Origin of the sequence: Acutalibacter sp. 1XD8-36, assembly GCF_009917525.1 — a bacterium.
Lineage (GTDB): Bacteria > Bacillota > Clostridia > Oscillospirales > Acutalibacteraceae > Acutalibacter.
The window spans coordinates 582362-604197 of sequence record NZ_QZDU01000001.1; the positions used below are offsets into that span (position 1 = coordinate 582362).

The window sequence follows — 21836 nt, forward strand, 5'->3', positions numbered from 1 at the left end:
TTTGTTTATAGCGTCCTCAGTCCGGCCTTTTCCTTCGCCGGCAGCAGAGATAGCCTCCTGCCCCGGCCAACAGCAGCGCGGCGGCGCAGTACAGTACCGGCAGTGAGCCTCCTGTCTTTGGCATACGGTATTCCGGCAGGCTTTTCACCGTCAGCACAACATCTCCGCCGTCCCCCGGAGCACCAGCGCTCACCAGCCTATACCGGTCGCTGTGCTCCGCAGGGCGGCCCTCCCCGTCAAAGAAGGAAACATCCCCTTCCGGACATATTCTAAACCGCACACTCTCCCCAAGGGGCATAAACCCCGGAAGGCTGTCAGTTTCTGTCAATATGTATAGCTCGCCGTATTCTATGGTCCCGATATCGGCCTCGCCGTTTTTATTTGTGAAAACAGTCTGGCCCTGACCTGCTAGGCCTACGCTCAGCTGAACCCCGGGCAAGGCTCTGCCGTCGGTATTCACCTTACGTATCTTCAGGTTCCTGCTGCTCTCATACTCGCTGCTGAAGCTCACTGAGGCCGTGTCGTTGTCCACCAGCATTACCTCCGCACTGGCAGAGCCCGCGTCCTTCTCGCTGACCCTGCCCACATAGCTTGTCCTGCGGTAGCCGCCGATATCTGCGGCACTTGTGTCCTCAGTAACAGTATAGGCATTCCCGGCACGGCTTTCGGCTGGCACGTCCATATACCATATCCCCTGCCATTCCTTCTCGCCTACCAGGGCGCCGGTAAACTCCCCGCCTGTGACCTCCCTCTCCTGACCTCCGGCTCCGGCAACAGTAAATTTCACGTTCTCCAGCACCGCGTCCATATCCTGCACGCCGCTGATTGTCTTTTTTATCTCCAGCCGGGCAAAACCCTCCTGCAATTCGGGAAGCTCCGCGGCGTCCGGGGCGGGTACGAAAGCTGCCTCGCTCTTTCCCACTATCAAAAGCCTTGTGGAGTCGCCTATGGAGAAAGACCAGCCGCCATCTATGTTCTGTTTGACAGGCACCTCCCGGAGCTCCCCGGCTGTAAATTCTATTACTCTCGGGGTAATATCCGGCTGCTTTGGGGTTATGTCCACCTCAATGGGCCTGTCCAGCGTTACTGCCTCTCCGGTAGTCCTATCCACCAGGCAGTAGTCAATGAGCTTTGCATAGCTCCACTGTTCATCTTTGCCTAAGCTCTCCTTGGCGCTGCCGTACGCTCTGTCATACTCTGCGCCGGTTATCCTCTCTGTCCTCACCCCGACCCTCTCGGGACCGTCCGCTGCCCGGGCTGCCGGACCGCCGCCGAGAATCAGCCAGGAGGCGATACAAAAAGCTATAAGAAACCCAGCTAAGATTTGGAATGCCTCTGCTACAGTTTCCCGCATACTGCACCACCTCCAAAAATAGAACGTCTGGCCGAATATCTATATACACATAATAATTCATGCACATTATAAAGAACATATAACATTACATCTTTCTATATAACTTAACATTTCTTTTGATGAAAAGCAATGCTATGCAAGAACTAAGCGAAAATTTTTTTCAAAAAATCGCCGCATTTTGCTGAATGGTTCTTTCAAATCATTAAGCTGACAAAAAAGTATACCTTTTGATATTACATGGTGCTTAATTGAGCGTTTGGGTAAAACTGCAAATTTCCATATATATGTATCCAAAAAAGACTTGCATTTTAAACGAGAGTATGGTAAACTTAGTTCGGTAAAACCCACTGTCAAAAGGTATAGTTTTTGACAGTGGGTTTTAATCTTTTTTAGCGCTGTCTCTCCGGCGCAGCTCCCTGAGCCGCCTGTAAAATGTCGCGTCGCTCATATCACAGAGCCTGAGCACCTCGCCAAAGTCAAGTTCCTTCACCTCCCACTTGCGCACTATCTCCCCGAAGTTCCCCGGCACCGGCTTCCCCGGCCTGCCGAACCTCACTCCCCTTGCCTTTGCCGCGGCGATTCCCTGCTCCTGCCGCTTCCTGATATTTACCCGCTCGTTCTCCGCCACAAATGAGAGCAGCTGCAGCACCATATCGGCTATGAAGGTACCTATCAGGTCCTTTGCCGTCCGGGTGTCCAGCAGGGGCATGTCCATAACGCAGATGTCAACCTCTTTCTCCTTGGTCAAAATCCTCCACTGCTCCTGTATCTCCCCATAGTTGCGCCCGAGCCTGTCAATACTCATAACATAGAGCAAATCCCCCTCCCGCAGCCTCTTCACCAGGCGGATATAATTCGGCCTGTTAAAGTCCTTGCCGGACTGCTTGTCGGTGAAGATGTTCTGCGGCGATACGCCCCTTTCGTTCAGGGCTCTCCGCTGGCGGTCTCCGTTCTGGTCCGTGCTGGACACGCGTATGTAGCCGTACTCTTTCATGGTCAAAAGTCTCCTTCCTTGTGATAAAATGGCCTGCATTTTTCCATTTTATATTAAGAAAGGCCTTTTTGATACAGAATAGCCTCACCGTTTTGTTATTCTCCGGCAACGATTGGGCTTTTAATTTAAGCCGGACTGTGGTATAATCTATAAAAACGGAGTGTTGCTCTCCATGAAGATTATCATTTCCCCCGCCAAGAAAATGAACGTGGACACGGATAGCCTGCCTGTTGACGGCCTGCCCCAGTTCCTGCCCCAAACCGGGCGCCTGCTGGCAGCCCTTTGCTCCATGACGCCCCGGGAGCTCCAAGCCCTCTGGAAGTGCAGTGACAGCATTGCCGAGCTGAATATTGAGCGCCTGAAAAGCATGGACCTGCGGCGGGGCCTCACCCCGGCTGTCCTGTCATACGAGGGTATACAGTACCGCTATATGGCACCCGGCGTGATGAACTCCCGGCAGCTTCAGTACCTTAGGGACCATCTCAGGATACTTTCAGGTTTTTACGGGCTGCTGCGCCCCTTTGACGGCGTTACCCCATACCGGCTGGAAATGCAGGCAAAGCTTGAGGTGGACGGCGCCAAGGACCTATATGCTTTCTGGGGCGGCCTTTTGGCGGGGCAGCTTGCCAAGGAGACCGGCCTGGTGCTGAACCTTGCGTCCAAGGAGTACAGCCGGGCGGTCACGGCTTACCTTCCCGAGAGTATGGTTTTGACCTGCGTATTCGGCGAGTCCGTGGGCGGGAAGGTAGTGGAGAAGGGCACAATGTGCAAGATGGCCCGGGGGCAGATGGTGCGGTGGCTGGCTGAAAACGAAATTGACAGCCCGGGAGATATCACCTCGTTTTCTGACCTTGGCTATAAATTTGACCCAAAGCTGTCAAATAATAATCTATATGTATTTATCAAAGGAGGAAAATAAAATGCTGGAAGTTGGAATGAAGGCCCCGGAGTTTACCCTGCCGGACAAGGACGGCAATATGGTCTCGCTGAAGGATTTTCTTGGTAAAAAGGTAGTGCTCTATTTCTATCCCAGAGACAACACCCCCGGCTGCACCAGGCAGGCCTGCGCCTTCGCGGGGGCCTATGAGGAGTTCGGGCGGTTGGGAGCTGTGGTGATTGGAGTGAGCAAGGATTCAGTTGCCTCCCACCAGAAATTCGCTGAGAAAAACAGCCTGCCCTTTATCCTGCTCTCAGACCCGGAGCGCTCCGCTATCGAGGCCTACGGCGTCTGGCAGGAGAAGAAGAACTATGGCAAGGTGAGCATGGGCGTGGTACGCTCTACCTTTGTTATAGACGAGAGCGGAGTTATCGAGAAGGTTATGCCCAAGGTGAAGCCGGACACCAACGCCGCGGAGATTCTGGAGTATTTAAAATGAGCTATGCCTGAACTCCCTGTGATTTCCGGACAGAAAGAGCTCCCCGGAAACCGTATAGTTTCCGGGGAGCTCTTTTCCAGGCCCTTACTTTCCAAAGGCCGCCTGTTCTTCATTTGGGCTGCCGCGCTTCTCCAAATCCGGGAAGCGGTGCTCTATAGCGGCGAGGGATATCTCAATATCCTCCTCGGCCTCGTCTGGTGTGAAGGCTCCTACCGTCACCATATCCCGGGGCTTTATGGCGTTCCAGGAGAAGGTGAGCCCCACATAGGGGGAGCAGCAGCCCGCAGCCATGGACTTGATGGTCATAACAGGCTTTTTGGCGTTATTGATGATTGAGGCCACAGCCTCTATCTCCACCTGCATCAGAAAGCCCATGCAGTTGAAAATCTGGATATAGGTCTGCACGTCATAGCCGTTCTGGTCGGAGTAGACCACCAGCTCCGGCATATGGGCCGAGAGCCCTGGCACCATGCCTGCATCACGTATCATACCTGTATAGTCGTCCAGCCGGACAATCTGCCCCAGATTTTTGTTTACAAGCTGCTCCGCCGCAGAGTGGTGTATCAGGCAGAGCCTCGCCCCGCGCTTCGCGGAATCCTTCACCAGCCGCTCAGACTTTCTCCTGGCCTCCGCCGAATCCGTCACATCCAGCGTGGGCGTGTCAATCATGATAATCTCCTGCCCCATATGCTGCTCTGTCTCCTTAACAGCCCGGGTGAGCTCCGGCGACAGGCCGAAGGGGGCCATGATACTGTCCACCCCGTGGCGCAGATATGCCTCCAGGATGGGCTTGAAGGCCTGGGCGCTGTCATACCGCCGCTTTATCATCTCATCCGCGGAGCTGCTAGTATGGCTCCAGCCCAGCAGCCAGTTTGTGCCGATAAGCATACGGGATAAGGATATGTTCTCAACCTGTGTGCGGGGAAATTTCTTGTCCATATAGTTTGCTCCCTCCAGAGTTTTGTACATTATATCAGAAGCAGGAGAGAAAAGCAATAAATTTACAACTAAGTTATTTTATACTTTAAAAAGGAGTGTTTCTACATGAACATAATTGACGGTATTTTCAGCAGGCGCAGCGTGCGCAAGTTCACCTCCCAGCCTGTCAGCGACGAGGACCTGCACACTATATTGGCTGCCGGCATGTCCGGCCCCAGTGCTGTGAACGCCCGCCCCTGGAGCTTCATTGTGGTGCGCGACCGCGACAAGCTCTGCCAGATGGCCGACGGCAACGGTTCAGCCGCCCAGCCCCTGAAGGGCGCCGCCCTGGGCATTATGGTGCTGGGCGATATGTCCCGCACATTCGAGCGCGCCCCGGACTACTGGGTAATAGACGGCTCCATCGCCGCGCAGAACATGATACTCGCCGCCCACGGCCTCGGCATAGGCTCGGTCTGGCTGGGCACCTGGCCCCAAAAGGAGAAGATGGACGCCCAGCGCAAGATTTTTGGTCTGCCGGAGAGCGCCGTGCCCCATTCTATAATTGCCTTTGGATATGCCGAGGAGTCTCAGCGAGAGCTGCCTGCCAAAGGGGGATATGAGGAGGAGCGGGTACATTTTGAGAGGTGGTGAGGACCTTTTGCAGGCTTATGCCCAATAGCTGTCAGCTTGCAGCCTGTCACAACTTGCATAACGGCCTCCACTCTGTAAATATTCCCCTCTCTATAACTGTATGTCTCAGCAGATTTTATTCAGCACCCTTCCCTCAAGCCAAGCCTTCAGATTGTCAAATACAATCTCCGCGCGGCGCTCCAGCGCCTCAACTGTGGCGAAGGCCACATGGGGGGTCAAAAGGGTGTTGGGTGCTTTTACCAGGGGGTGGTCCTCGGGAATGGGTGGCTCGGTCTCGAAAACGTCCACCCCTGCCCCCGACAGCCTGCCGTCCTGCAGGGCTTCGGCCAAGGCCTCGCTGTCGACTATGGGCCCCCGGGCGGTGTTAATCAGCATGGCTCCCGGCTTCATCCTGCCAATCATCTCCCGGTTTATCATGCCGTTTGTAGAGTCATTCTGCGGCACGTGCAGGGTGACGATATCGCTCCCGGCCATCACCTCCTCAAGGGACGCAAAGCGCACCCCAAGGGCCTCCAGCTCCGGCTTTACTGTACGGCTGAAGGCCATTACTTTCATGCCAAAGGCCAGGGCTATGCGTATGACAGCGGAGCCTATTTTGCCGGTGCCGACCACGCCCAGGGTTTTCCCAAACAGCTCGGTGCCCACCAGGCCCTCCTTTGTACCGGCCCTGCGCACCGCCTGATTACATGGGACAATATTCCTCGACAGCCCCAGCATAAGCCCGAAAGCCAGCTCGGCCACCGCCACGTCCGAATACCCTGAGGCGTTCGACACGGAAACCCCCTTTTCCCTGCAGGCTGCGATGTCAACATGGTCAACTCCGGTAAACGCGATATCAATGTACTTTAAATTCTTGCCGGCCTCCACCGCCTCCCTTGGGAACGGTAGATTCGCCACCATTACCGCGTCTGCCCCCTCTACCCGGGCGCAGAGCTCCGCCGTATTTTCTGGGCGCTCCCCATAGGAGATAAATTCATGGCCCAGCCCGCGTATCTCCTCTGCGTACCTCTCCAGCAGCCCGGCGTTAATGCCCAGGGGCTCCACCAATACGATTTTCATTATGATTCCTCCTGTTAAATTTATGGATTTACAATATTTACCGGCTCGCCATTTAAAAATCCGCGCAGATTCTCAGTGGCGATGTCCATAAGCCTGGCCCTGGACTCCTTCGCCGCCCAGGCTATATGCGGGGTAATAAGGCAGTTGGGCGCCCCAAGAAGCGGGTTGCTCTCCCTTATTGGTTCAACGCTCACCACATCCAAAGCCGCGCCGCCCAGCCTGCCGCTTTTCAGAGCCTCTGCAACGGCGGCCTCGTCAATAAGCGGGCCCCTGGCGGTGTTCAGCAGGAACGCCCCATTCTTCATCAGCCCCAGTCTCCCGCTGTTTATCATCCCGGTATTCTCCGGGAACAGCGGGCAGTGCAGGGAGACAACGTCCGAGCGGCCCAGCAGTTCCTCAAGGCTTACAAACTCTGTCCCGGGCTCATGACTCTGGGGGCAAGGCTGGGTATATACCAGCAGCTCCATCCCAAAGGCCTTTGCAAGCCTACCCACCGCCTGGCCTATGCGCCCGTAGCCAATCAGCCCCATAGTCTTCCCCGCCAGCTCTATCAGCGGGAAGTTCCAATAACAGAAGTCCCGGCTTTTTGTCCAGTCTCCCCGCAGCACACTGTCGCTGTGGGCTCCTACATGATGGCAGAGCTCCAGCAGCAGCGCCATGGTATACTGGGCGACGGCAGAGGTTCCATAGGTTGGGATATTGGTGACCGATACCCCATGGGCCTTTGCCGCAGCTATGTCTACCACATTATAGCCGGTAGCCAGCACGCCTATATATTTAAGCTCCGGGCAGGCGGCAATCGTCTCCGCGGTCAGCGGCGTCTTATTGGTGAGGACTATTTCTGCTCCCTCCATCCGGGCAAGAATCTTATCTGCCGGGGTATAGTCGTACACCGTAAGGCCCTCCGGCCCCGCCAGCTCCCCAAACCCCTGCCAGCTAAGGTCGCCAGGGTTCTCTGCATAACCGTCTAGAATAACTATTTTCATATTATCTCTCCTTAAATTTGCAGTCACACCAGCCGCCAGGCTTCATCCAGGAATCGCTTGCACGCCGTCAGCACCACTTCCGGCTCCTCGTCCTTCCAGGGTTTGACCTCAAAGCTCAGCACAGGCGGCTTTTCCTTATTCAGGAAGCCGGTCTCCAGCAGAGTGCGCAGGAATTTTACCAGCTCCTCTTGACCGTTGACACTGCCCGGAAACCCAAACCTTGGATGAGCGTCGCCGTAGGCCTCCAGCGCCGGGTCTATGACGGCATTGCCGATATGCACATGGGTTATAAGGTCCTTAACCGGCAGTATTGATTCCTCTATCTCCTCATGTATCAGCGGGAAATGTGACAGGTCTATGAGCAGGCCGAAATTGTCGTATTCCCGGCGTATCTCCTGAGCAAACTGCTTTGCGTACATGGTCGGCCCCATAAGGCTCTTTTTGTCCACATCGTAGTCGAACACCTCCAGCTCCACCTGCATTCCCCGCTCCCGGGCCAGGCGGCACAGCTCCTTGGTTGATTTCACCAGGGCTTCATAGGACTGCTCCTTAGTTGCCTCCTCATACTTGCCGCTGAGGAAGGCTATTCCCTTTGCCCCCAGCTCCTCCGCCTCTAAAATGCCCTCCTTCAAGGACTCCAGCGCCTGCAGGCGGGCATTTTCATCCAGGTCGTTTATGTTCAGTCCCGTAGTCAGCAGCCTCGGCTGCGCGCCATAGCATACGGTCATACCGCTTTCCTTAAGAAGCTTTGCCGCCTTTGCCCGGGTCGTCCGGTCCTTAATCCAGCTGCACTCGATAGCGGTAAAATATGGGTCTTCAGCTAATTTTTTGATAGTTTCAAGAATCGGCCCCTCGCCATTCATTATAGCAGGAAAGCTCATGAAAGCAATAGTCCCCAGTTTCATATAGCTGTATATCGGCTCGTTCATAATCTGTATCCTTTCTGCATTTTTTATATTGTTATAGCTCTTCCAATAGCACCGCCGCAAACTCCTTCAGCCTTTCCAGGCATACCCGGGTGCTCTTTGCCAGGGCGCTGGCAGTGAACTTTCCCCCTGACAGGGTATCGCCTATTCTGAATCGTCCGGGCAGCTCTACCCACAGCTCCGAAAGCTCTACAGGCTCCTCAACGGTTACGCCATGGCAGCCAGAAAGATTCAGCATTTGCAAAAGATAGCTGCCGCCTGACCTGTCCCAGAATACTTCCACCTGGGGCGGAAGGTTTCCTTTAAGCTGTATTAACTCCGGCGCTGCCTGGGTAAGGGTAAGGCGCAATATCTCCCGGTACTCGGGATAGCCCAGCCTGTGGTAAAGCCAGCCCAGCCGCCAGGGCAACAGCATATGTCCATTTGGCGAACGCAAAAGCCCCGGGGCGTCGGTCAGCCTATGTCCGAAGCAGCGCTCCGGCGGGCCAAACCATGCCCTCTCCACCCTTGGCATGGCGCCGGGCCAGCCCTCGTAGCAGGCGAAGGGGCCATCCAGCAAAATCCAGCCCCGGCCCTCCAAAGTTTCCATGCCTGTTTCCGGATCTACACTAAGGTATGCCGCCCTGTTAGCTGTAATCTCCTCCTTCCGTACCAGGCCCAAAATTTCCTGGAGCCGGGACTCCATCTCCCCCGCCCCCAGTAATATAAGCTTTTTGCCCACCTTTTCCGCTGCCTCCAGAGCCTCCGGCAGCACGTCGCCAAGCTCTGGGACCAACACTGTTGTGTACTGCTCCAGAAGTCCCGGCTCCTCAATAACCCTGGAGTCCAGCAGGCAGTCGAATAAGATGTGCAGCTCCTTGAGCGCCCTGAACACTCCCTGATAATCCTGGCTTTCCCGGCGGGATAGCGGAGCCAGCACCGCTATTTTGGCCAGTGAGCTCAGCCGTCCGTATATCTCCTCATGGTCCGCATGGTATCTGAAGATTTCCTTCGCCGCCGCCACGCTCTCCCTGTCCGGGTAGCCCTCAAACACGCCGATAATACAGAAATCCAGGCCCGAGCCTGCTGCAATATTTTCATATAGTCGTATCCTTGTCAGCGCAGGGGGTACGGCTGAAAACCGGTAGAACAGGTCTGCGGCATTTATCACACAGTTGCTTATGATTTTATCCTTCCAGCTTGAGCGTACTTTTAGCACGTTGGAGGAGGAATTATACAGCCAGAACGGCAGCGGCCTGTCCACCGCGCTGTTGCTCTCGTCCCGGATAATATCTACGTGGCTGTGATGATAGGTACACAGGGCTATTTCGTCGCCATACTGCCGCACAAGCTTATGTATGCGCCCCAGCACCTTTCCTACCACCCGCTCCTGAAACGCCCGGTATTCCTTCAAATTGGGCTCGTCGGGAGCTTCGGTTTTTGGCAGGTCCTTGCCGCCACTGTACTCTGAAAAGCGCCTGCGGCATGAATCACAATGGCATGGCCCATAGTAATTCCCGCTGTAGTCCCAGGTAATAAAGCCGAACATATTGAAAAATATGCCGTCTACCGGGTATCTTGTCAAAACCTCCTCGATTATATCCAGAGCGCGCTCCTGCTGGTACTCTCCGCATACACAGGTCGCCACAGTGTCGTTATAGGGAACTGCGCGGCCATCTGCAGAGCGGTAGTACCAGTCCGGGTGCTGGTGGAAAAAGCACTGATGGGTCTTGCTAAAGTCAAATCTTGCTATGACCCTTATTCCCGCCAAGTGGCATTTTTCAACTATCTCGCCCAGCAGGTCGCGCTCCCTCAGCCAGGAGGTGGGCTGCTGGAACTCCAGCTCTGTCGGATAAAACGAGGATATCCCCCCTGCGCCCACCATAACCGCGTTGCAACGGAAATCCTTGAGCTCTGCTATAAGCTTATCAACGTCCATGTCCCCATCGATGTCGCGCATATTGTTCTGCACCAGGCGCAGGTTATTTTCCATCCACCAGGCCATGTCCTGCTCTCCCCTCATTAAGCGTTATCTTCACCATATCCCAGTATGACAGCTTAGGCACTGTAACAGTGACCTCATCCCCCTCCTGCTTCCACAGCGGCGTGTCTCCAGACAGCTTCAGTTCAACCCTCTCTGCTCTCCTGCCCTCCGGCAGCCTGACACTGAACTTTGCCCCATGATACTCCACAGTATCCATAAGCGGGCGCTGGCCTATACCGTTAAGCAGGTGGATAAGCAGGCTGCTTCCATTTTCATAGCACACCGCCTCCAGGCCGTTTACCGGCTTCATTGAGAATGTCTCCTTGCCGCCCAACATAAAGCGCACCAGATTCCTGCCCAGACGGCTGTGCTCTGCCAGCCTGAACTGTCCCATAAGCCCGCCCAGCATAAACGGCAGGCACATTACCGCGCCGCTGCCCGCCTGGCGGTAGAGGCAGAGGGGCAGCTCCGTGCGGTCCACCAGCATACTGGCCCTCTCCGGCGGCGCTCCTACTGAATTAAGCGGCGCAAAGGGCGGCACCAGCGTTGCCATAACCTCCGTTCCGGGCAATGGCTTACAGTAGGCCGTCTGTCCCCGGTGGGGCAGTAATGGTGTTTCTTTAAACTCATCTCCGCGCAAAGCATCCCCATTTTGCTCAAATCTCCAGTAGCAGGCGGTAAGGGGCTCACTGGTGCTTATAGCTTCCGAAATACCCAGCAGCTTTGCCACCGGCGCAAGCTGCCCTCCGCTTGCACCCTCATAAATCAGCCTTCCGCCCGCCCCGACGTACTCGTCTAAAATCTCCGGAAGTCCATTCTCCAGGGTAAAGCCCTCAGGCACGATAACCAGCTGGTAGCCTGCCAGCCGCTGCCTTGTGGCCTGGTACGGGGCCGCCAGGTCAAACTGCAGCTGGTTGTTCATCAGTATGTCCGCCCAGCCCTCGGCACATTTACTGCCGTCCCAGAGCAGGAGCATGTCGGACCTTGGGCTGGCTCCGTCCATATCCCCCTCTATACTGGCGATATGCCTGTCAACCTCTGTAATGGCTTTAAGCAGCCTCTTATCGCTGATGGTATCTTTAAAGCCGGTTATACTATGCCAGAGGCTTCCCCCTCCGGCAGCTACACCACTCATCCAGAACAGGTATTCAGCCGTGGGCAGGCCTGTATGCCGCCAGTCCATACCCGGGCAGGAGTGGATTATGCCAAAGGGCGCCGGACGGCCCTGGGCCGTATTCCCAAGCTTCATGGACAGCACAGGGTGCCACAATGACGGCAGGTCCCTCCAGCCCCTGGAGAGCACGTCCTGGGACTCTGTGCATATCATGTCCGCAGTGGCGTAACGGTCATCCAGATTATCCTTATAGAGATTATAATATAGTATCAGCGGCAGGTCAACCCTCTTGGCCTTGACCGCCCTGTATATCACATCCATATTGTCCCGCACACAGCGGCTTGCAAAGCCCGGCTCCAGTCCCACCGCCTGCTTAATGGCGTAGGTGGTGTCCTTTTCCACTGCGGAGCCGTCCATGGGCAGCTCCCTGCCGTAGAGCTCGCGGTATTTTTGCCGGCAGGTCTCGCAGCAGCAGTATTCATAGTTGGGCGCGTTAAAGAATATGCCGTCAATATCGTAGCGGTCAATGACCTCCTCCAGCACCGGCACAGCCACCTCATGGCTCCTGTACCCGGCGTTTATGCAGGTTAGGTACAGGTTGGACCAGGCCCCGGGGCGCATTGCGCCGAAAACTCTGGGGGACATATCCGGCTCACGGACAAACCATTCGGGATGATTCTGATAGGCAATATCATCCGCCTTGCTGAAGTCAAACCTGGCCACCAGCTTCACCCCATGCCTATGGCAGGCCTCTATCAGCTCCCCCAGTAAGTCCCGGTCATTTGGCAGGTACTCATTGATATGGTGATACTGCACCCGGCTTTGATACCAGGCATAAATGCCGCCCACATTGGTTACCAGCACATTCCCCCCCATTTCAACGGTCTCCCGGGCAATCTTGTCCGGGTCCATCTTTGCCGTGTCCATTACCTGCAGGTTGGTCTGGATGACCCGCAGCGGCCCGTGCCACCAGTATTTTTTATTTGTTATCATATTTATCACTCCACTACCACCATCTCGTGGCTTTCTATTCGCTCTATAGTTATTTCCAGCTTACCATCCTTCACCACATTTCCGGGCCTGCCGCCAGCCACCCTGAGCTCTGCCTTGGGGACAGCGCCGGAACCTGGAAGGGGCATTGTGACCGTTATGGGCCCTACCGGGGCCGCCCCCTCGCAGTAGCCAGGATTTATTGAGCAGTCCGTAAGGTTTACAAGGTGGAGTATCCTTCTCTCCCCCTGACGGTAGATAGTGCAGTCCAGCCTTCCGGGCCCGGCAATCTCCACCGGCAGACTGCATCCTGCTGTAAAGCGCACCGCGTTTTGCAGCAGCACCCTATGGTCCGGCAGGTGCTCGCGTCCGTAGCACCTGTCGATGTCCGCTGCAAAGTATACTACCCGGCTTCCGCTGTCCAGGGTGCCTGCAAAGATTGTCCCCAAATCCGGCCGCTCCTCCCGTATCCAGCTGAACTCAGGCGGATAGATTGGAAACGCCGGGATATACCCTGTTATGGGCTTCAGCGGCCCCCTGCTCTCAACCTCATAGAAGCCTCCGCCAAATGCCAGTATATCTGTCTTCTCAAATCCGCTCAGTACCTGATGGCGGCTTTCAGGCAGCAGCAGATAGTTGTGCATATCAAAATATTCCCAGCTGGCGGTTTGGTCTCCGAAGGCCCCGAAATATTTCTCTCCCAAACTGATTCCCAGCCTGTCCCATAGGCGCTTCTCCCCGCGCAGTTCCCCATCCTCGTTACGGGCGCCGGACTGTCCGGTCAGAATCAGATTACCGCCGGTATCTAAAAAGCTGCATATCTGCTGAATCTGGTTGTCGGTCAGCACAGCTATATCCGGAAGGATAAGGGTATCTATCCTATCCCTATACCGTGCAATATCGTCGGCATGTACCGGCAAAAATGGTATGCGCCCGGCGGAAAGGGCCCGGCTGAATCCGCTTAGGGGATATGAGCAGCGCTCCTCCATATTATCCCGCCCATAGAAGTCATGGTTTAGCTGGCTCCAGACCACCGCTACATTCGCCAGGTTTTCCCTGTTATATAAATACTCCTCGTTATCCCTGTGCCATTGGAATATTGGCGCGGGCGTATCGAACTGTCTCCTGTCCCGCTGGCCGCCGCCAACATGGTGGAACCATGGGGTTATCCCCCCGGCTATCCCCTCGGCTATCCAGGTACGGGTCTCGGCGGCAGGATTAGCCGCAAGCCGGAAGGCCCTATGGCCTCGGACATAGTTTGCCATGCTTTCGGGAACCTCTACGTCTTCGGAGGAGGCAAGCTTAAACAGCATTCCATTCATGGAATTCTGCTCAAAGCCGCTGATAGTCTCTCTGGATTGGTGGTCGCTGAATATCACCCGGGAGCGGCTGCAGAGCTCCTTTAAATCCGCAAGCCCCTGGCAGGACCCTGCCACGTCCGCGTTGAGCATTCCCAGCCACAGGCAGTCATCGCCGCCATACTTTTTCGTTGTCTTGTTAAACAGCTCCCAATTCTCCGTGCGTAGGCCATAGCTCCAGCGCACCCATTTTCGGTATACCGGGTCCTCCCAGTCAGCTTTCTCCGGCAGCTCTTCTGCGCAGTCCTCCATAAAGCGCCTGCGGCAGTTGTCACAGTAGCATATGGTATTGCGCCCCAGCCCCTTCCAGCTATTGTCGGAAAAACCCTCGGGACTGTAGCGCTCAATGATTTCCTGCAGCACCTGTGGTATGTATTCCTTGTAGTAGCCGCTGTTCACACATGAAAAATACCGTCCCTGGGACATAACCGGCGAGCCGTCCTTATGGCGGCAAAACCAGTCGGGATGGGCGTCAAAAAATTCCCGGGTCGCACGGTTTATGTCCATGCGCGCCACTACCGCAAGCCCCGCCTCCCGGGCGGCCTTGCTAAACTCCCCATAATAGTCCCGGCCGTCCAGCATTGCGGCGCGGTACTGAAGGCCGAACTTGCTGGGGTAGTAGGCCACTATACCGCCGCAGTTGATAATGACCCCCTGCACGGCAGTGCGCTCCCACTGCTTCTTCCAAAACTCCAGATCGCAGCTCCTTGGGTCATCCTCAGTCAGGTTTGTCTGTCCCCAGCGGCGCACCCGCCGGTACCATGGTATCCTTTGCTCTGTCATGCTACCTCTCTCCTTATATTGTGATGATATTGCAATAGTCAGGGGAAACCAAGCGCCAGCCTGATTTCCCCCTCCCTTCATTCTTCCGTTTTTCCTCTATTATCCTTTGGCCTCAAGGCTTCTGTGCCTGGAGTTTACCGCATTGCGTCGAAGAACTCCTGCCACATCGCCACATACTCGTCCACACGAAGGCGCTTGCAGTTTTCAATGTGTTCATTCCACTGGGCTTCTGTCAGGCCGTTTACTACTGATGTGGCAATGAACTTACTCATATAGTTGTCGATATCAGTATGCAGCAGGTTCCGCGCTGCGGTCTTCTCCGGGTCATACATTCCCCTGGGCATCATAGTGACACAGTAGGGCAGAATGCGCTCGGCAGCCTCACGCTTCTTGTCATTGCGGGGGTCTGCCACTTCCAGGTCGGCGTACTTCTTCCAGATGAAATTGGGGCTGTTCACGCTTCCGCAGATAGTGCGCTTGAAATAGGTCAGGTTGGTGCCTTCTGGAACAAATTCCTGGGTCTGAGTCCAGTGCCCCTCGTCGTCAGTGTATTTCCAAAGGCCCTCTCCCTCGGGGCCCCACTGCCATTCCAGCAGGGTTGTCTCGTCCTTCATGCAGTAGTCATAATACCGCACAAGGGCTTCGGGGTCTTCACAGGCGGTGGTGACGCAGTATCCGAAGGTAGCGCCCAGAGGCTCCTTGCCGCCATACCAGAGCTGGTCGCCCTTGGGGCCCTTCAGCGGGTCCAGAACGATGTAATCGGCGTACTTGCTGTCCATAGAGTCGGGAATCCAGTATATCAGCGAGCCCATGAGCACGTCCTCATTCTGTGCCTTGGCGTTCTGCTCATCGTTGGTCATGGTAAAGGTATCATTGTCCAGCAGCTTCTCCTCATAGAGCATATGCAGCCAGTTAAGCCCATCGAACAGGCCCTCCTCCGTACCGCCGAAGGTTACAGTCTCATCATCCAGGGAGTAGACATAGTCGCCGGGCAGTACCACTCCAAAGGCACCGAGTATGGCGCTGAGATTGTGGGCGTAGTCGTTGGCCTGGCGGGCCTGGAAGGGTATCTCGTCATTGGGGTCGCCGTTGCCGTTCATGTCGTTGTCGCGGAAGTACCTCAGCACCTCTACGAATTCGTCGGTGGTAGTGGGCTGCTCCATGCCCGCCTTTTCCAGCCACTCGGGATTCATCCACAGCATATTGTCCACTCTGTTGGAGGGATTTGCCTTGTTGGTCGGGAACACGTATATTTTGCCGTCGGGAGCTGTGAGTGCTGACTTCAGGGCAGCGTCCTCATCCAGCATTTCTTTAACAGCAGGAGCTATCTCGTCCACAAAATCACCAATTGGGGCAAACAGCTCCAGGTTGGACATAACGTCCACCTCAGCGCCGCAGAATGCGTCCGGCAGATTATTGCCGGCAATCATAATGTTTACCTGCTCCTTCCAGGAGTCGGAGGGGATGTCCAGCCACTCAATATCCACATTGGTGGCGGCGTTGGTCTTCTGCACACACTGCTTGTCCGCAAAGCCGTTCTGAGAGTTCGGGTCCTTGTTGACAGCCACACGGTAAGTCTTCTTTTCCTTCAGAATTTTTTCTCCGGACTTGTAGATATTCCCGCGGATTAAATCCTCGTCTTCGCTGTCGTCAGCCGCCGCAGTGCTATCCTCCGGTGACTCCCCGGACGCTTCCGGCATGCTGCTAGGCTGCTCGCTGGATGTACTGTTGGAGCCGCTGTCTTCGCCGCAGCCGGCGAGGATTCCTGCAATGAGCAGCATTGCCAAAACCGTTGCCAGCAGCCTTTTTAAATTTTTGTTCATTTTCTTTACCTCCTAAGTTGTCTATATTTCACGGCCTAAGACTAATGGGCCAGTCCCGGCCGGGCCGACCGTATCAGTTGTGGATATACTGCCATGGCGGGCTTACCCCTTGATACTGCCCATCATGACTCCCTTGACAAAATATTTCTGCACAAAGGGATACAGTGCCATAATAGGCAGGGTGGAGATTACCATTACAGCGTACTTGATGGTAGCAGCCAGCCGCTGCATTTCAGCGATATCCGCCGCGTCCACATCGCTCTGGATAGTCTGCCCAGCCAGCAGCACTTCACGCAGGATTAGCTGAAGGGGATAGAGCTTCTGGTTGGATAGATAAATAAGTGCGTTAAAGAAGGAATTCCAGCTTCCTACGGCGATATAGAGCAGTATGACCGCAACTATCTCCTTGGACAGGGGCAGCACCACCGAAATGAAAAACCGTCCGTTGCCGCATCCGTCCAGCTGGGCTGCCTCCCAGAGGTCATCGGGTATTTTTGACATGAAGAACGTGCGCGCCACTATCAAGTTAAACACCGAAAACATGCCCATAATTATCATCACGTATCTTGTGTCGGTAAGCCCAAGATTTTTCACCACCAGATATGTAGGCACCAGTCCGCCCTGGAAGTACATAGTGAAGACCACAAGCTTCATAATCGCGTTCCTGCCCACTAAATCCTTCCTGGACAGTGCGTACCCGGCGCATACAGTGACCGCCGTTCCAAAGATGGTCTGGAAAAAGGTATATATGATGGTATTCCCATAGCCCCTCCAGATACGCGAATCCGCAAACACATATCTATAGGAGGCAAAGCTCACGTCTACCGGCACGAGCAGGGACTTTCCGGTTATTATCGCGTTGGGCGAGCTGATGGAGGAAAGCACCACATAATACAGAGGATAGAGCGTAATAATTGCCGCCAGGACGACTAGACAGTTCACTATAATGTCGAAGGCCCTATCGCCCCTGGACTGGGCCAGCCCCAGCTTCCTTTTTCCCAGCTTCTTTACGTTTTCCATAAAAGAAACGCCCTCCTTACCACAGACTGCTGCCAGACAGCGCCCTGGATGCCTTGTTCACGCCGATTAGCAGAATGAAGTTGATTATATTGTTGAACAAGCTCACCGCGGTTGACAGGCTGTACTGCGCTCCCTGTATACCGACCTTGTATACATAGGTGGAGATTATCTCGGACCGGGCCAGGTTCAGGTCGTTTTGCAGCAGCAGCGACTTTTCAAAGCCTATGCTCATAAGGTTACCCACAGCCATGATTATCAGTATCACCATTGTCGGCAGGATAGACGGGATGTCGATGTACCATACCCTTTTCAGCTTGCTGGCTCCGTCAACTATGGCGGCCTCGTGCAAGTCTTCGCTGACACTGGACAGGGCTGCGATATAAATTACAGCGTTGTAACCGGTGCGCTGCCAGACGCCGGACATAACGTACATTGTCTGGTAAAGGCTTGGAATCCCCAAAAACGAGATTGGCTCCATGCCCAGCTGCTTTAAAAGTATGTTAAACAGCCCCGTAGAGCTGCTGAAGGTGTTCAGCATACCGCACATTACCACTACAGATATCAGGTGCGGGGCGAACGTAGAGCTCTGGGTCAGTTTCTTCAGCCAGGGCACAGTGGTGTAGTTGAGCAGAAGCGCCAGTATCACAGGCATGGGGATAGTTGCAACAAGCTGGTAGGCGCTCAGGCTGAGGGTGTTATAAAGCAGGTCCTTAAATTGATAGGAGTTGAAAAAGGTCTCGAAGTGCTTCACTCCCACCCATGGGCTGTCCCATATGCCCAGCGCGCCGCGGAAATCCCTGAACGCAATTTGGATACCGTAAAGGGGCGCGTAGTTAAAGATGATAAGGTACACTGCCATCGGCAGTAGGAACAGATATAGGAGCCAGTTTTTTCTGATACCGCCCCACAATTTACACCAGTCTCTTTTTTCTTTTGGCGGACGGCCGGTGCTTTCCTTTGCAGCTACCATGCGGCATTCCTCCTTGAATGATTATTATTTTGCTTTCTCCGGATAAACGCCGGCCTGCCAGCGCTCCGTCCCGGGTGTGAGTACATTTTACACAATATCCTCCATAACGTCTATAAGCGTTTATTGAACTTGCCCTATTTCACGTTCAATATTCAAGTATTTTCTTGTTTCTTGAATCAATTTAGCTAATTTTCTGCCTCACATTCAATAGATGCAAATTGCTTTTCACCCACCTTAATGGTTATAATATACGAAACATAGTATTGTTTATTTGGATTTGCGCCATAATTTTCACTTAGCTTCTTTTTAAACGCGCCGTCCCGGGAAGGAGATGACTACATTATGAAAGAGCCTCGGGAGAAACGCCCTGTCTTCTTCAGTATACTGCTTTCCTATCTTATTACAATGGCCCTGCCTATGGTCCTGCTAAGCTTCCTGTTCTTCTGGTTCCTCTATCAAACCTACGATAAGGAGCTGATACGCAACGAAGCGGACGCCTTGACCTGGAGCCAGACTCTTATGGACGACGTAGTCAGAGAAATGCAGAGCAATGCCAGCATACTTTTAAATTCCAATGAATTTCAGCCGGGTTATTTAATGGAAGCCTATGGCAATTTCTACGATGTGACCCGCAGGCTGTCTAATATTACCTATACCAACACATTTGTGGACGGCTACTATTATTTGAACGGCGAGGTCAAAATGCTTTATAGCAGGGAGACCATGTTTGATTATAACCGTTTTTGTAAATACGGCCTTCTCTATAAGGGAATGACCGCGGAAAACCTCGAAGACAAGCTGCTGCAAAACAGGGCTACCTACTGGCTGCCCGCCGAGCATAACAATAGCGAGGGATTTATCACATACTTAGCCACAAACAAAACCAGCAGGCTTCCCCCCAGCGCCGCCATACTCTTCCAGATAAAGGAGTCCACCCTAAAGGAGATACTAAACCAGGACAGCCGCTCTCAGCAACGCAATATACTGATGATATACGAGGGAAAGCTGCTCTACAGCAGCTCAGATGACTTTTCCCAGGAGCTGCTTGCCGCAGTCCAGGGGGAGCTGGCCTACGGCGAAGGGAAGCTCCGGGTACAGCTTAACGGCGAGGAGCACCTTGTATTCTATACCGGCTCCGACTCCACCGCCGGCCTTCAGTATGTGTCCATAGTATCTTTTAGCAGCCTAATGCAGACGGTATCCTTTTACCAGGCCATTTTTATCGCGGTAATCCTGGTAGTCTCCCTGGCATGCAGCTTTGCAGTTCTCAGGTTTATGAATATAATCTATACTCCTATGCAGCAGTTCAGCGTTATGATAAACAAGATGTCCGGGGCAACCTCACTTAAATCTGACAGGGAGCAGCTGTCAATGGCCCGCAAAACACTGACCGAGCTCCAGGAGAGCCGTCAGAAAAGCCTGCGCCGCGACCTGCTCATTGAGCTTTTGAGCGGCTGCTTCACTGAACAAAAGGCATTTGAGCAGGAGGCGCAAAAGCTGGAGCTGGATTTGTACGGTGAATTTTACAATGTCATCCTCCTCCAGCTAAAGTCCGACGGTATGCACACCGCCCCGCCAAACCTCTGTGAAAATATCGGGGCCTTTTGGACAGGCAGCCTCCCCGCCAACCTTAGCGGCCAGTTCCTATCCCTGCCAGAGACAGCCTCCATAGCCCTGCTGGTGGCCGGTACTACCGAGAATCTTGAAGCGCTCTATCTCCGGCTGGACGGCCTGCGGCTGGCTACAGAGAGCAACTGGGACGACATAAAGCTGGTGGTAGGCGTCGGGATGGAGACCTCCTGCACCCAGGTTCCGATGGCCTATTTCCAGGCTGAGAAGGCCTGTGATTACCGGCTGTTCCAGCAAAACGGCGGGCTCGTCTTCTTCCGGGACATCAGCGGTGACAATAAGTGGAAGGGCATATACCCCAGCCGTGAAATTGACAACCTATATCATGCCATCTCGCAGATAGACCAGGGGCGGGTTTTCCTGTCGCTGCAGTCCCTGCTCTCGGAGATACTGAGCACCGACAGCCTGCTCTATTGCAGCTATATCCTTAGGGACGTACTGACCACGTCGGTCCGTGCGCTGCATGAGCTTGACTGTGACGCCGGCAGTGTCGCTCAGCTGTCCCAGGAGTTTACTTACGCCCTAAACAATGAGGATTCCCTGCGGCAGTATATCTCTGACCTGGGCCACGCTATTACCGACAGCTTTTCCGACCATAAAAAATCTGCGGACTGCGGAGCCCCCTCGCTGGAATGTAAAAGCGATTCACTGCAGAATATCCTGGACTATATCGCCACCCACTTCTGTGAGGAGACCTTTTCTGTCAAGACCGTTGCTGATAATTTCAATATGTCCGTCTCCAACCTCAGCCATTATTTTAAGAAAAACACTGGGCAAAACCTTTCGGAGTATATTGCCTCCCTGCGGTTTGAGCAGGCTAAGCAGTTACTGCGGAATACCGACCTGCTGCTTCAGGACATCAGCGTCCAATGCGGTTATCTGCATTTATCCACCTTCATGCGGCAGTTCAAGCAGCGGGAGGGCTGTACTCCTGCCAGCTACCGGGCTAGTTTCAGGCCAAAAAGCCAGTAGTGCCTGGCACCAAATATAATTACAAAGAAAGGAAAATAGCAATGAAAGTAGGAATGATAGGACTGGGAATCATGGGCCGTCCAATGGCAAAGAATCTTTTGAAGGCAGGCTATAACCTTACAGTCAACGACTGTAATCCCGCCGCTGTGGAGGAACTGGTCTCTGCCGGGGCAAAAGGAGCCTCCAGAACCGAAATAGGCAAAACCTGTGAGCTTGTGCTCACCATGCTTCCAAACGGCCCCCAGGTCAAGGAGGTAATGCTGGGCCAGGACGGGACCGCGGCCCATATGAAGCCCGGCTCCGCCTTCATTGATATGAGCTCCATCAACCCTGTCACCTCCAAAGAGATAGCGGCGGCGCTTGAGAAGATGGGGATTGATATGCTGGACGCCCCTGTCTCCGGCGGCGAGCCCAAGGCTGTTGACGGCACCCTGAGCTTCATGGTAGGCGGCAGGCAGGAGGTGTTTGATAAGTTCAGGCCTGTGTTGGAGGCAATGGGCTCCTCTGTAGTGCGCTGCGGTGAGGTAGGAGCGGGCAACACCACAAAGCTTGCCAATCAGATAATCGTGGCCTGTAATATCCAGGCCCTGTCAGAGGCCTTCACCCTGGCCCAAATGGCCGGGGTCGAGCCCAGCCTGGTCTTTGAGGCCATTCGGGGCGGGCTTGCCGGTTCTGTAGTTATGGACGCCAAGGCTCCTATGATGATGGCAGGCAACGATACTCCCGGCTTTAAAATTGATTTGCATATCAAAGACCTGGGCAACGCTCTTGACTGTGCCCACACTGTCGGAGCCCCGGCTCCCATGACTGCCCATGTTCAGGAGATACTTCAGTGGGTGCATAGTCATGACGACGGGCAAAAGGACCATAGCGCCATAGCCCAGTATTATGAGCATTTAGCGGGCATTCGCCTGGGCAGGGAATAGCCCGCTCCCGCCCCGCAATTT

The 21836-nt window shown here is 54.4% G+C and carries 17 protein-coding genes; 5 read left to right on the forward strand and 12 right to left on the reverse strand.

What is annotated here, in order from left to right; translation table 11 throughout:
• Positions 1-16: 16 nt before the first annotated feature.
• Entirely contained in the window at positions 17-1354 is a 1338-nt protein-coding gene (locus tag D5270_RS03155; RefSeq protein WP_166542705.1) for an MSCRAMM family protein, read from the reverse strand.
• A 379-nt stretch (positions 1355-1733) separates the two neighbouring features.
• Complete coding sequence (locus D5270_RS03160) at positions 1734-2348, reverse strand: recombinase family protein (RefSeq protein WP_166542775.1); 615 nt, start codon at positions 2346-2348, stop codon at positions 1734-1736.
• Positions 2349-2520: 172 nt separating this feature from the next.
• Here D5270_RS03160 and yaaA point away from each other — a divergent pair, with 172 nt between their 5' ends.
• The gene (gene yaaA, locus D5270_RS03165) at positions 2521-3267 is read left to right on the forward strand and encodes a peroxide stress protein YaaA (protein WP_166542706.1); all 747 of its coding nucleotides are present in this window, start codon (positions 2521-2523) and stop codon (positions 3265-3267) included.
• A 1-nt stretch (position 3268) separates the two neighbouring features.
• The gene (gene bcp, locus D5270_RS03170; protein WP_166542707.1) at positions 3269-3724 is read left to right on the forward strand and encodes a thioredoxin-dependent thiol peroxidase; all 456 of its coding nucleotides are present in this window, start codon (positions 3269-3271) and stop codon (positions 3722-3724) included.
• An 84-nt stretch (positions 3725-3808) separates the two neighbouring features.
• On the opposite strand, the gene D5270_RS03175 is transcribed toward bcp, so the two are convergent.
• Positions 3809-4663 carry a phosphoglycerate kinase gene (locus D5270_RS03175; RefSeq protein WP_166542708.1) on the reverse strand — a complete coding sequence of 285 codons (855 nt, stop codon included), beginning with the start codon at positions 4661-4663 and terminating at the stop codon, positions 3809-3811.
• Between the two features lie 105 nt (positions 4664-4768).
• Between D5270_RS03175 and D5270_RS03180 the strand changes: the two genes are divergently transcribed.
• Positions 4769-5296, forward strand: a complete 528-nt coding sequence (locus D5270_RS03180; RefSeq protein ID WP_166542709.1) for a nitroreductase family protein — start codon at positions 4769-4771, stop codon at positions 5294-5296.
• Positions 5297-5401: 105 nt separating this feature from the next.
• On the opposite strand, the gene D5270_RS03185 is transcribed toward D5270_RS03180, so the two are convergent.
• The 9 genes from D5270_RS03185 to D5270_RS03225 form a co-directional block, all read right to left on the reverse strand.
• Positions 5402-6355 (reverse strand): 2-hydroxyacid dehydrogenase, encoded by a 954-nt coding sequence (locus D5270_RS03185; protein WP_166542710.1) that lies wholly within the window; start codon positions 6353-6355, stop codon positions 5402-5404.
• Between the two features lie 20 nt (positions 6356-6375).
• Positions 6376-7341, reverse strand: coding sequence for a D-2-hydroxyacid dehydrogenase (locus D5270_RS03190; RefSeq protein WP_166542711.1), 966 nt, complete (start codon positions 7339-7341; stop codon positions 6376-6378).
• A gap of 23 nt (positions 7342-7364) precedes the next feature.
• Positions 7365-8270, reverse strand: a complete 906-nt coding sequence (locus D5270_RS03195) for a sugar phosphate isomerase/epimerase family protein (protein ID WP_166542712.1) — start codon at positions 8268-8270, stop codon at positions 7365-7367.
• A gap of 31 nt (positions 8271-8301) precedes the next feature.
• Positions 8302-10269: a family 10 glycosylhydrolase gene (locus D5270_RS03200; RefSeq protein ID WP_166542713.1), complete on the reverse strand. Its 1968-nt coding sequence runs from the start codon at positions 10267-10269 to the stop codon at positions 8302-8304.
• Entirely contained in the window at positions 10229-12337 is a 2109-nt protein-coding gene (locus D5270_RS03205) for a hypothetical protein (protein ID WP_166542714.1), read from the reverse strand. Before D5270_RS03205 ends, D5270_RS03200 begins: the two co-directional genes overlap by 41 nt.
• Positions 12338-12342: 5 nt before the next feature.
• On the reverse strand, positions 12343-14475 hold the full coding sequence (locus D5270_RS03210; RefSeq protein WP_166542715.1) for an alpha-amylase family protein: 2133 nt from the start codon (positions 14473-14475) through the stop codon (positions 12343-12345).
• Positions 14476-14609: 134 nt separating this feature from the next.
• Positions 14610-16298 (reverse strand): extracellular solute-binding protein, encoded by a 1689-nt coding sequence (locus D5270_RS03215; protein ID WP_166542716.1) that lies wholly within the window; start codon positions 16296-16298, stop codon positions 14610-14612.
• Positions 16299-16400: 102 nt separating this feature from the next.
• On the reverse strand, positions 16401-17318 hold the full coding sequence (locus D5270_RS03220; RefSeq protein ID WP_166542717.1) for a carbohydrate ABC transporter permease: 918 nt from the start codon (positions 17316-17318) through the stop codon (positions 16401-16403).
• A 16-nt stretch (positions 17319-17334) separates the two neighbouring features.
• Positions 17335-18288 (reverse strand): ABC transporter permease, encoded by a 954-nt coding sequence (locus D5270_RS03225; RefSeq protein WP_166542718.1) that lies wholly within the window; start codon positions 18286-18288, stop codon positions 17335-17337.
• Between the two features lie 342 nt (positions 18289-18630).
• Between D5270_RS03225 and D5270_RS03230 the strand changes: the two genes are divergently transcribed.
• Both D5270_RS03230 and garR read left to right on the forward strand, forming a co-directional pair.
• Positions 18631-20889 (forward strand): helix-turn-helix domain-containing protein, encoded by a 2259-nt coding sequence (locus D5270_RS03230; protein WP_166542719.1) that lies wholly within the window; start codon positions 18631-18633, stop codon positions 20887-20889.
• A gap of 41 nt (positions 20890-20930) precedes the next feature.
• The gene (garR, locus tag D5270_RS03235) at positions 20931-21815 is read left to right on the forward strand and encodes a 2-hydroxy-3-oxopropionate reductase (RefSeq protein ID WP_166542720.1); all 885 of its coding nucleotides are present in this window, start codon (positions 20931-20933) and stop codon (positions 21813-21815) included.
• Positions 21816-21836: the final 21 nt, after the last annotated feature.

Bases quoted from the DNA above. Each gene is read 5' to 3' on its own strand.
- D5270_RS03155 (WP_166542705.1), bottom strand. From the start codon at position 1,354: ATGCGGGAAACTGTAGCAGAGGCATTCCAAATCTTAGCTGGGTTTCTT.
- D5270_RS03160 (WP_166542775.1), bottom strand. From the start codon at position 2,348: ATGAAAGAGTACGGCTACATACGCGTGTCCAGCACGGACCAGAACGGA.
- yaaA (WP_166542706.1), top strand. From the start codon at position 2,521: ATGAAGATTATCATTTCCCCCGCCAAGAAAATGAACGTGGACACGGAT.
- bcp (WP_166542707.1), top strand. From the start codon at position 3,269: ATGCTGGAAGTTGGAATGAAGGCCCCGGAGTTTACCCTGCCGGACAAG.
- D5270_RS03175 (WP_166542708.1), bottom strand. From the start codon at position 4,663: ATGGACAAGAAATTTCCCCGCACACAGGTTGAGAACATATCCTTATCC.
- D5270_RS03180 (WP_166542709.1), top strand. From the start codon at position 4,769: ATGAACATAATTGACGGTATTTTCAGCAGGCGCAGCGTGCGCAAGTTC.
- D5270_RS03185 (WP_166542710.1), bottom strand. From the start codon at position 6,355: ATGAAAATCGTATTGGTGGAGCCCCTGGGCATTAACGCCGGGCTGCTG.
- D5270_RS03190 (WP_166542711.1), bottom strand. From the start codon at position 7,341: ATGAAAATAGTTATTCTAGACGGTTATGCAGAGAACCCTGGCGACCTT.
- D5270_RS03195 (WP_166542712.1), bottom strand. From the start codon at position 8,270: ATGAACGAGCCGATATACAGCTATATGAAACTGGGGACTATTGCTTTC.
- D5270_RS03200 (WP_166542713.1), bottom strand. From the start codon at position 10,269: ATGAGGGGAGAGCAGGACATGGCCTGGTGGATGGAAAATAACCTGCGC.
- D5270_RS03205 (WP_166542714.1), bottom strand. From the start codon at position 12,337: ATGATAACAAATAAAAAATACTGGTGGCACGGGCCGCTGCGGGTCATC.
- D5270_RS03210 (WP_166542715.1), bottom strand. From the start codon at position 14,475: ATGACAGAGCAAAGGATACCATGGTACCGGCGGGTGCGCCGCTGGGGA.
- D5270_RS03215 (WP_166542716.1), bottom strand. From the start codon at position 16,298: ATGAACAAAAATTTAAAAAGGCTGCTGGCAACGGTTTTGGCAATGCTG.
- D5270_RS03220 (WP_166542717.1), bottom strand. From the start codon at position 17,318: ATGGAAAACGTAAAGAAGCTGGGAAAAAGGAAGCTGGGGCTGGCCCAG.
- D5270_RS03225 (WP_166542718.1), bottom strand. From the start codon at position 18,288: ATGGTAGCTGCAAAGGAAAGCACCGGCCGTCCGCCAAAAGAAAAAAGA.
- D5270_RS03230 (WP_166542719.1), top strand. From the start codon at position 18,631: ATGAAAGAGCCTCGGGAGAAACGCCCTGTCTTCTTCAGTATACTGCTT.
- garR (WP_166542720.1), top strand. From the start codon at position 20,931: ATGAAAGTAGGAATGATAGGACTGGGAATCATGGGCCGTCCAATGGCA.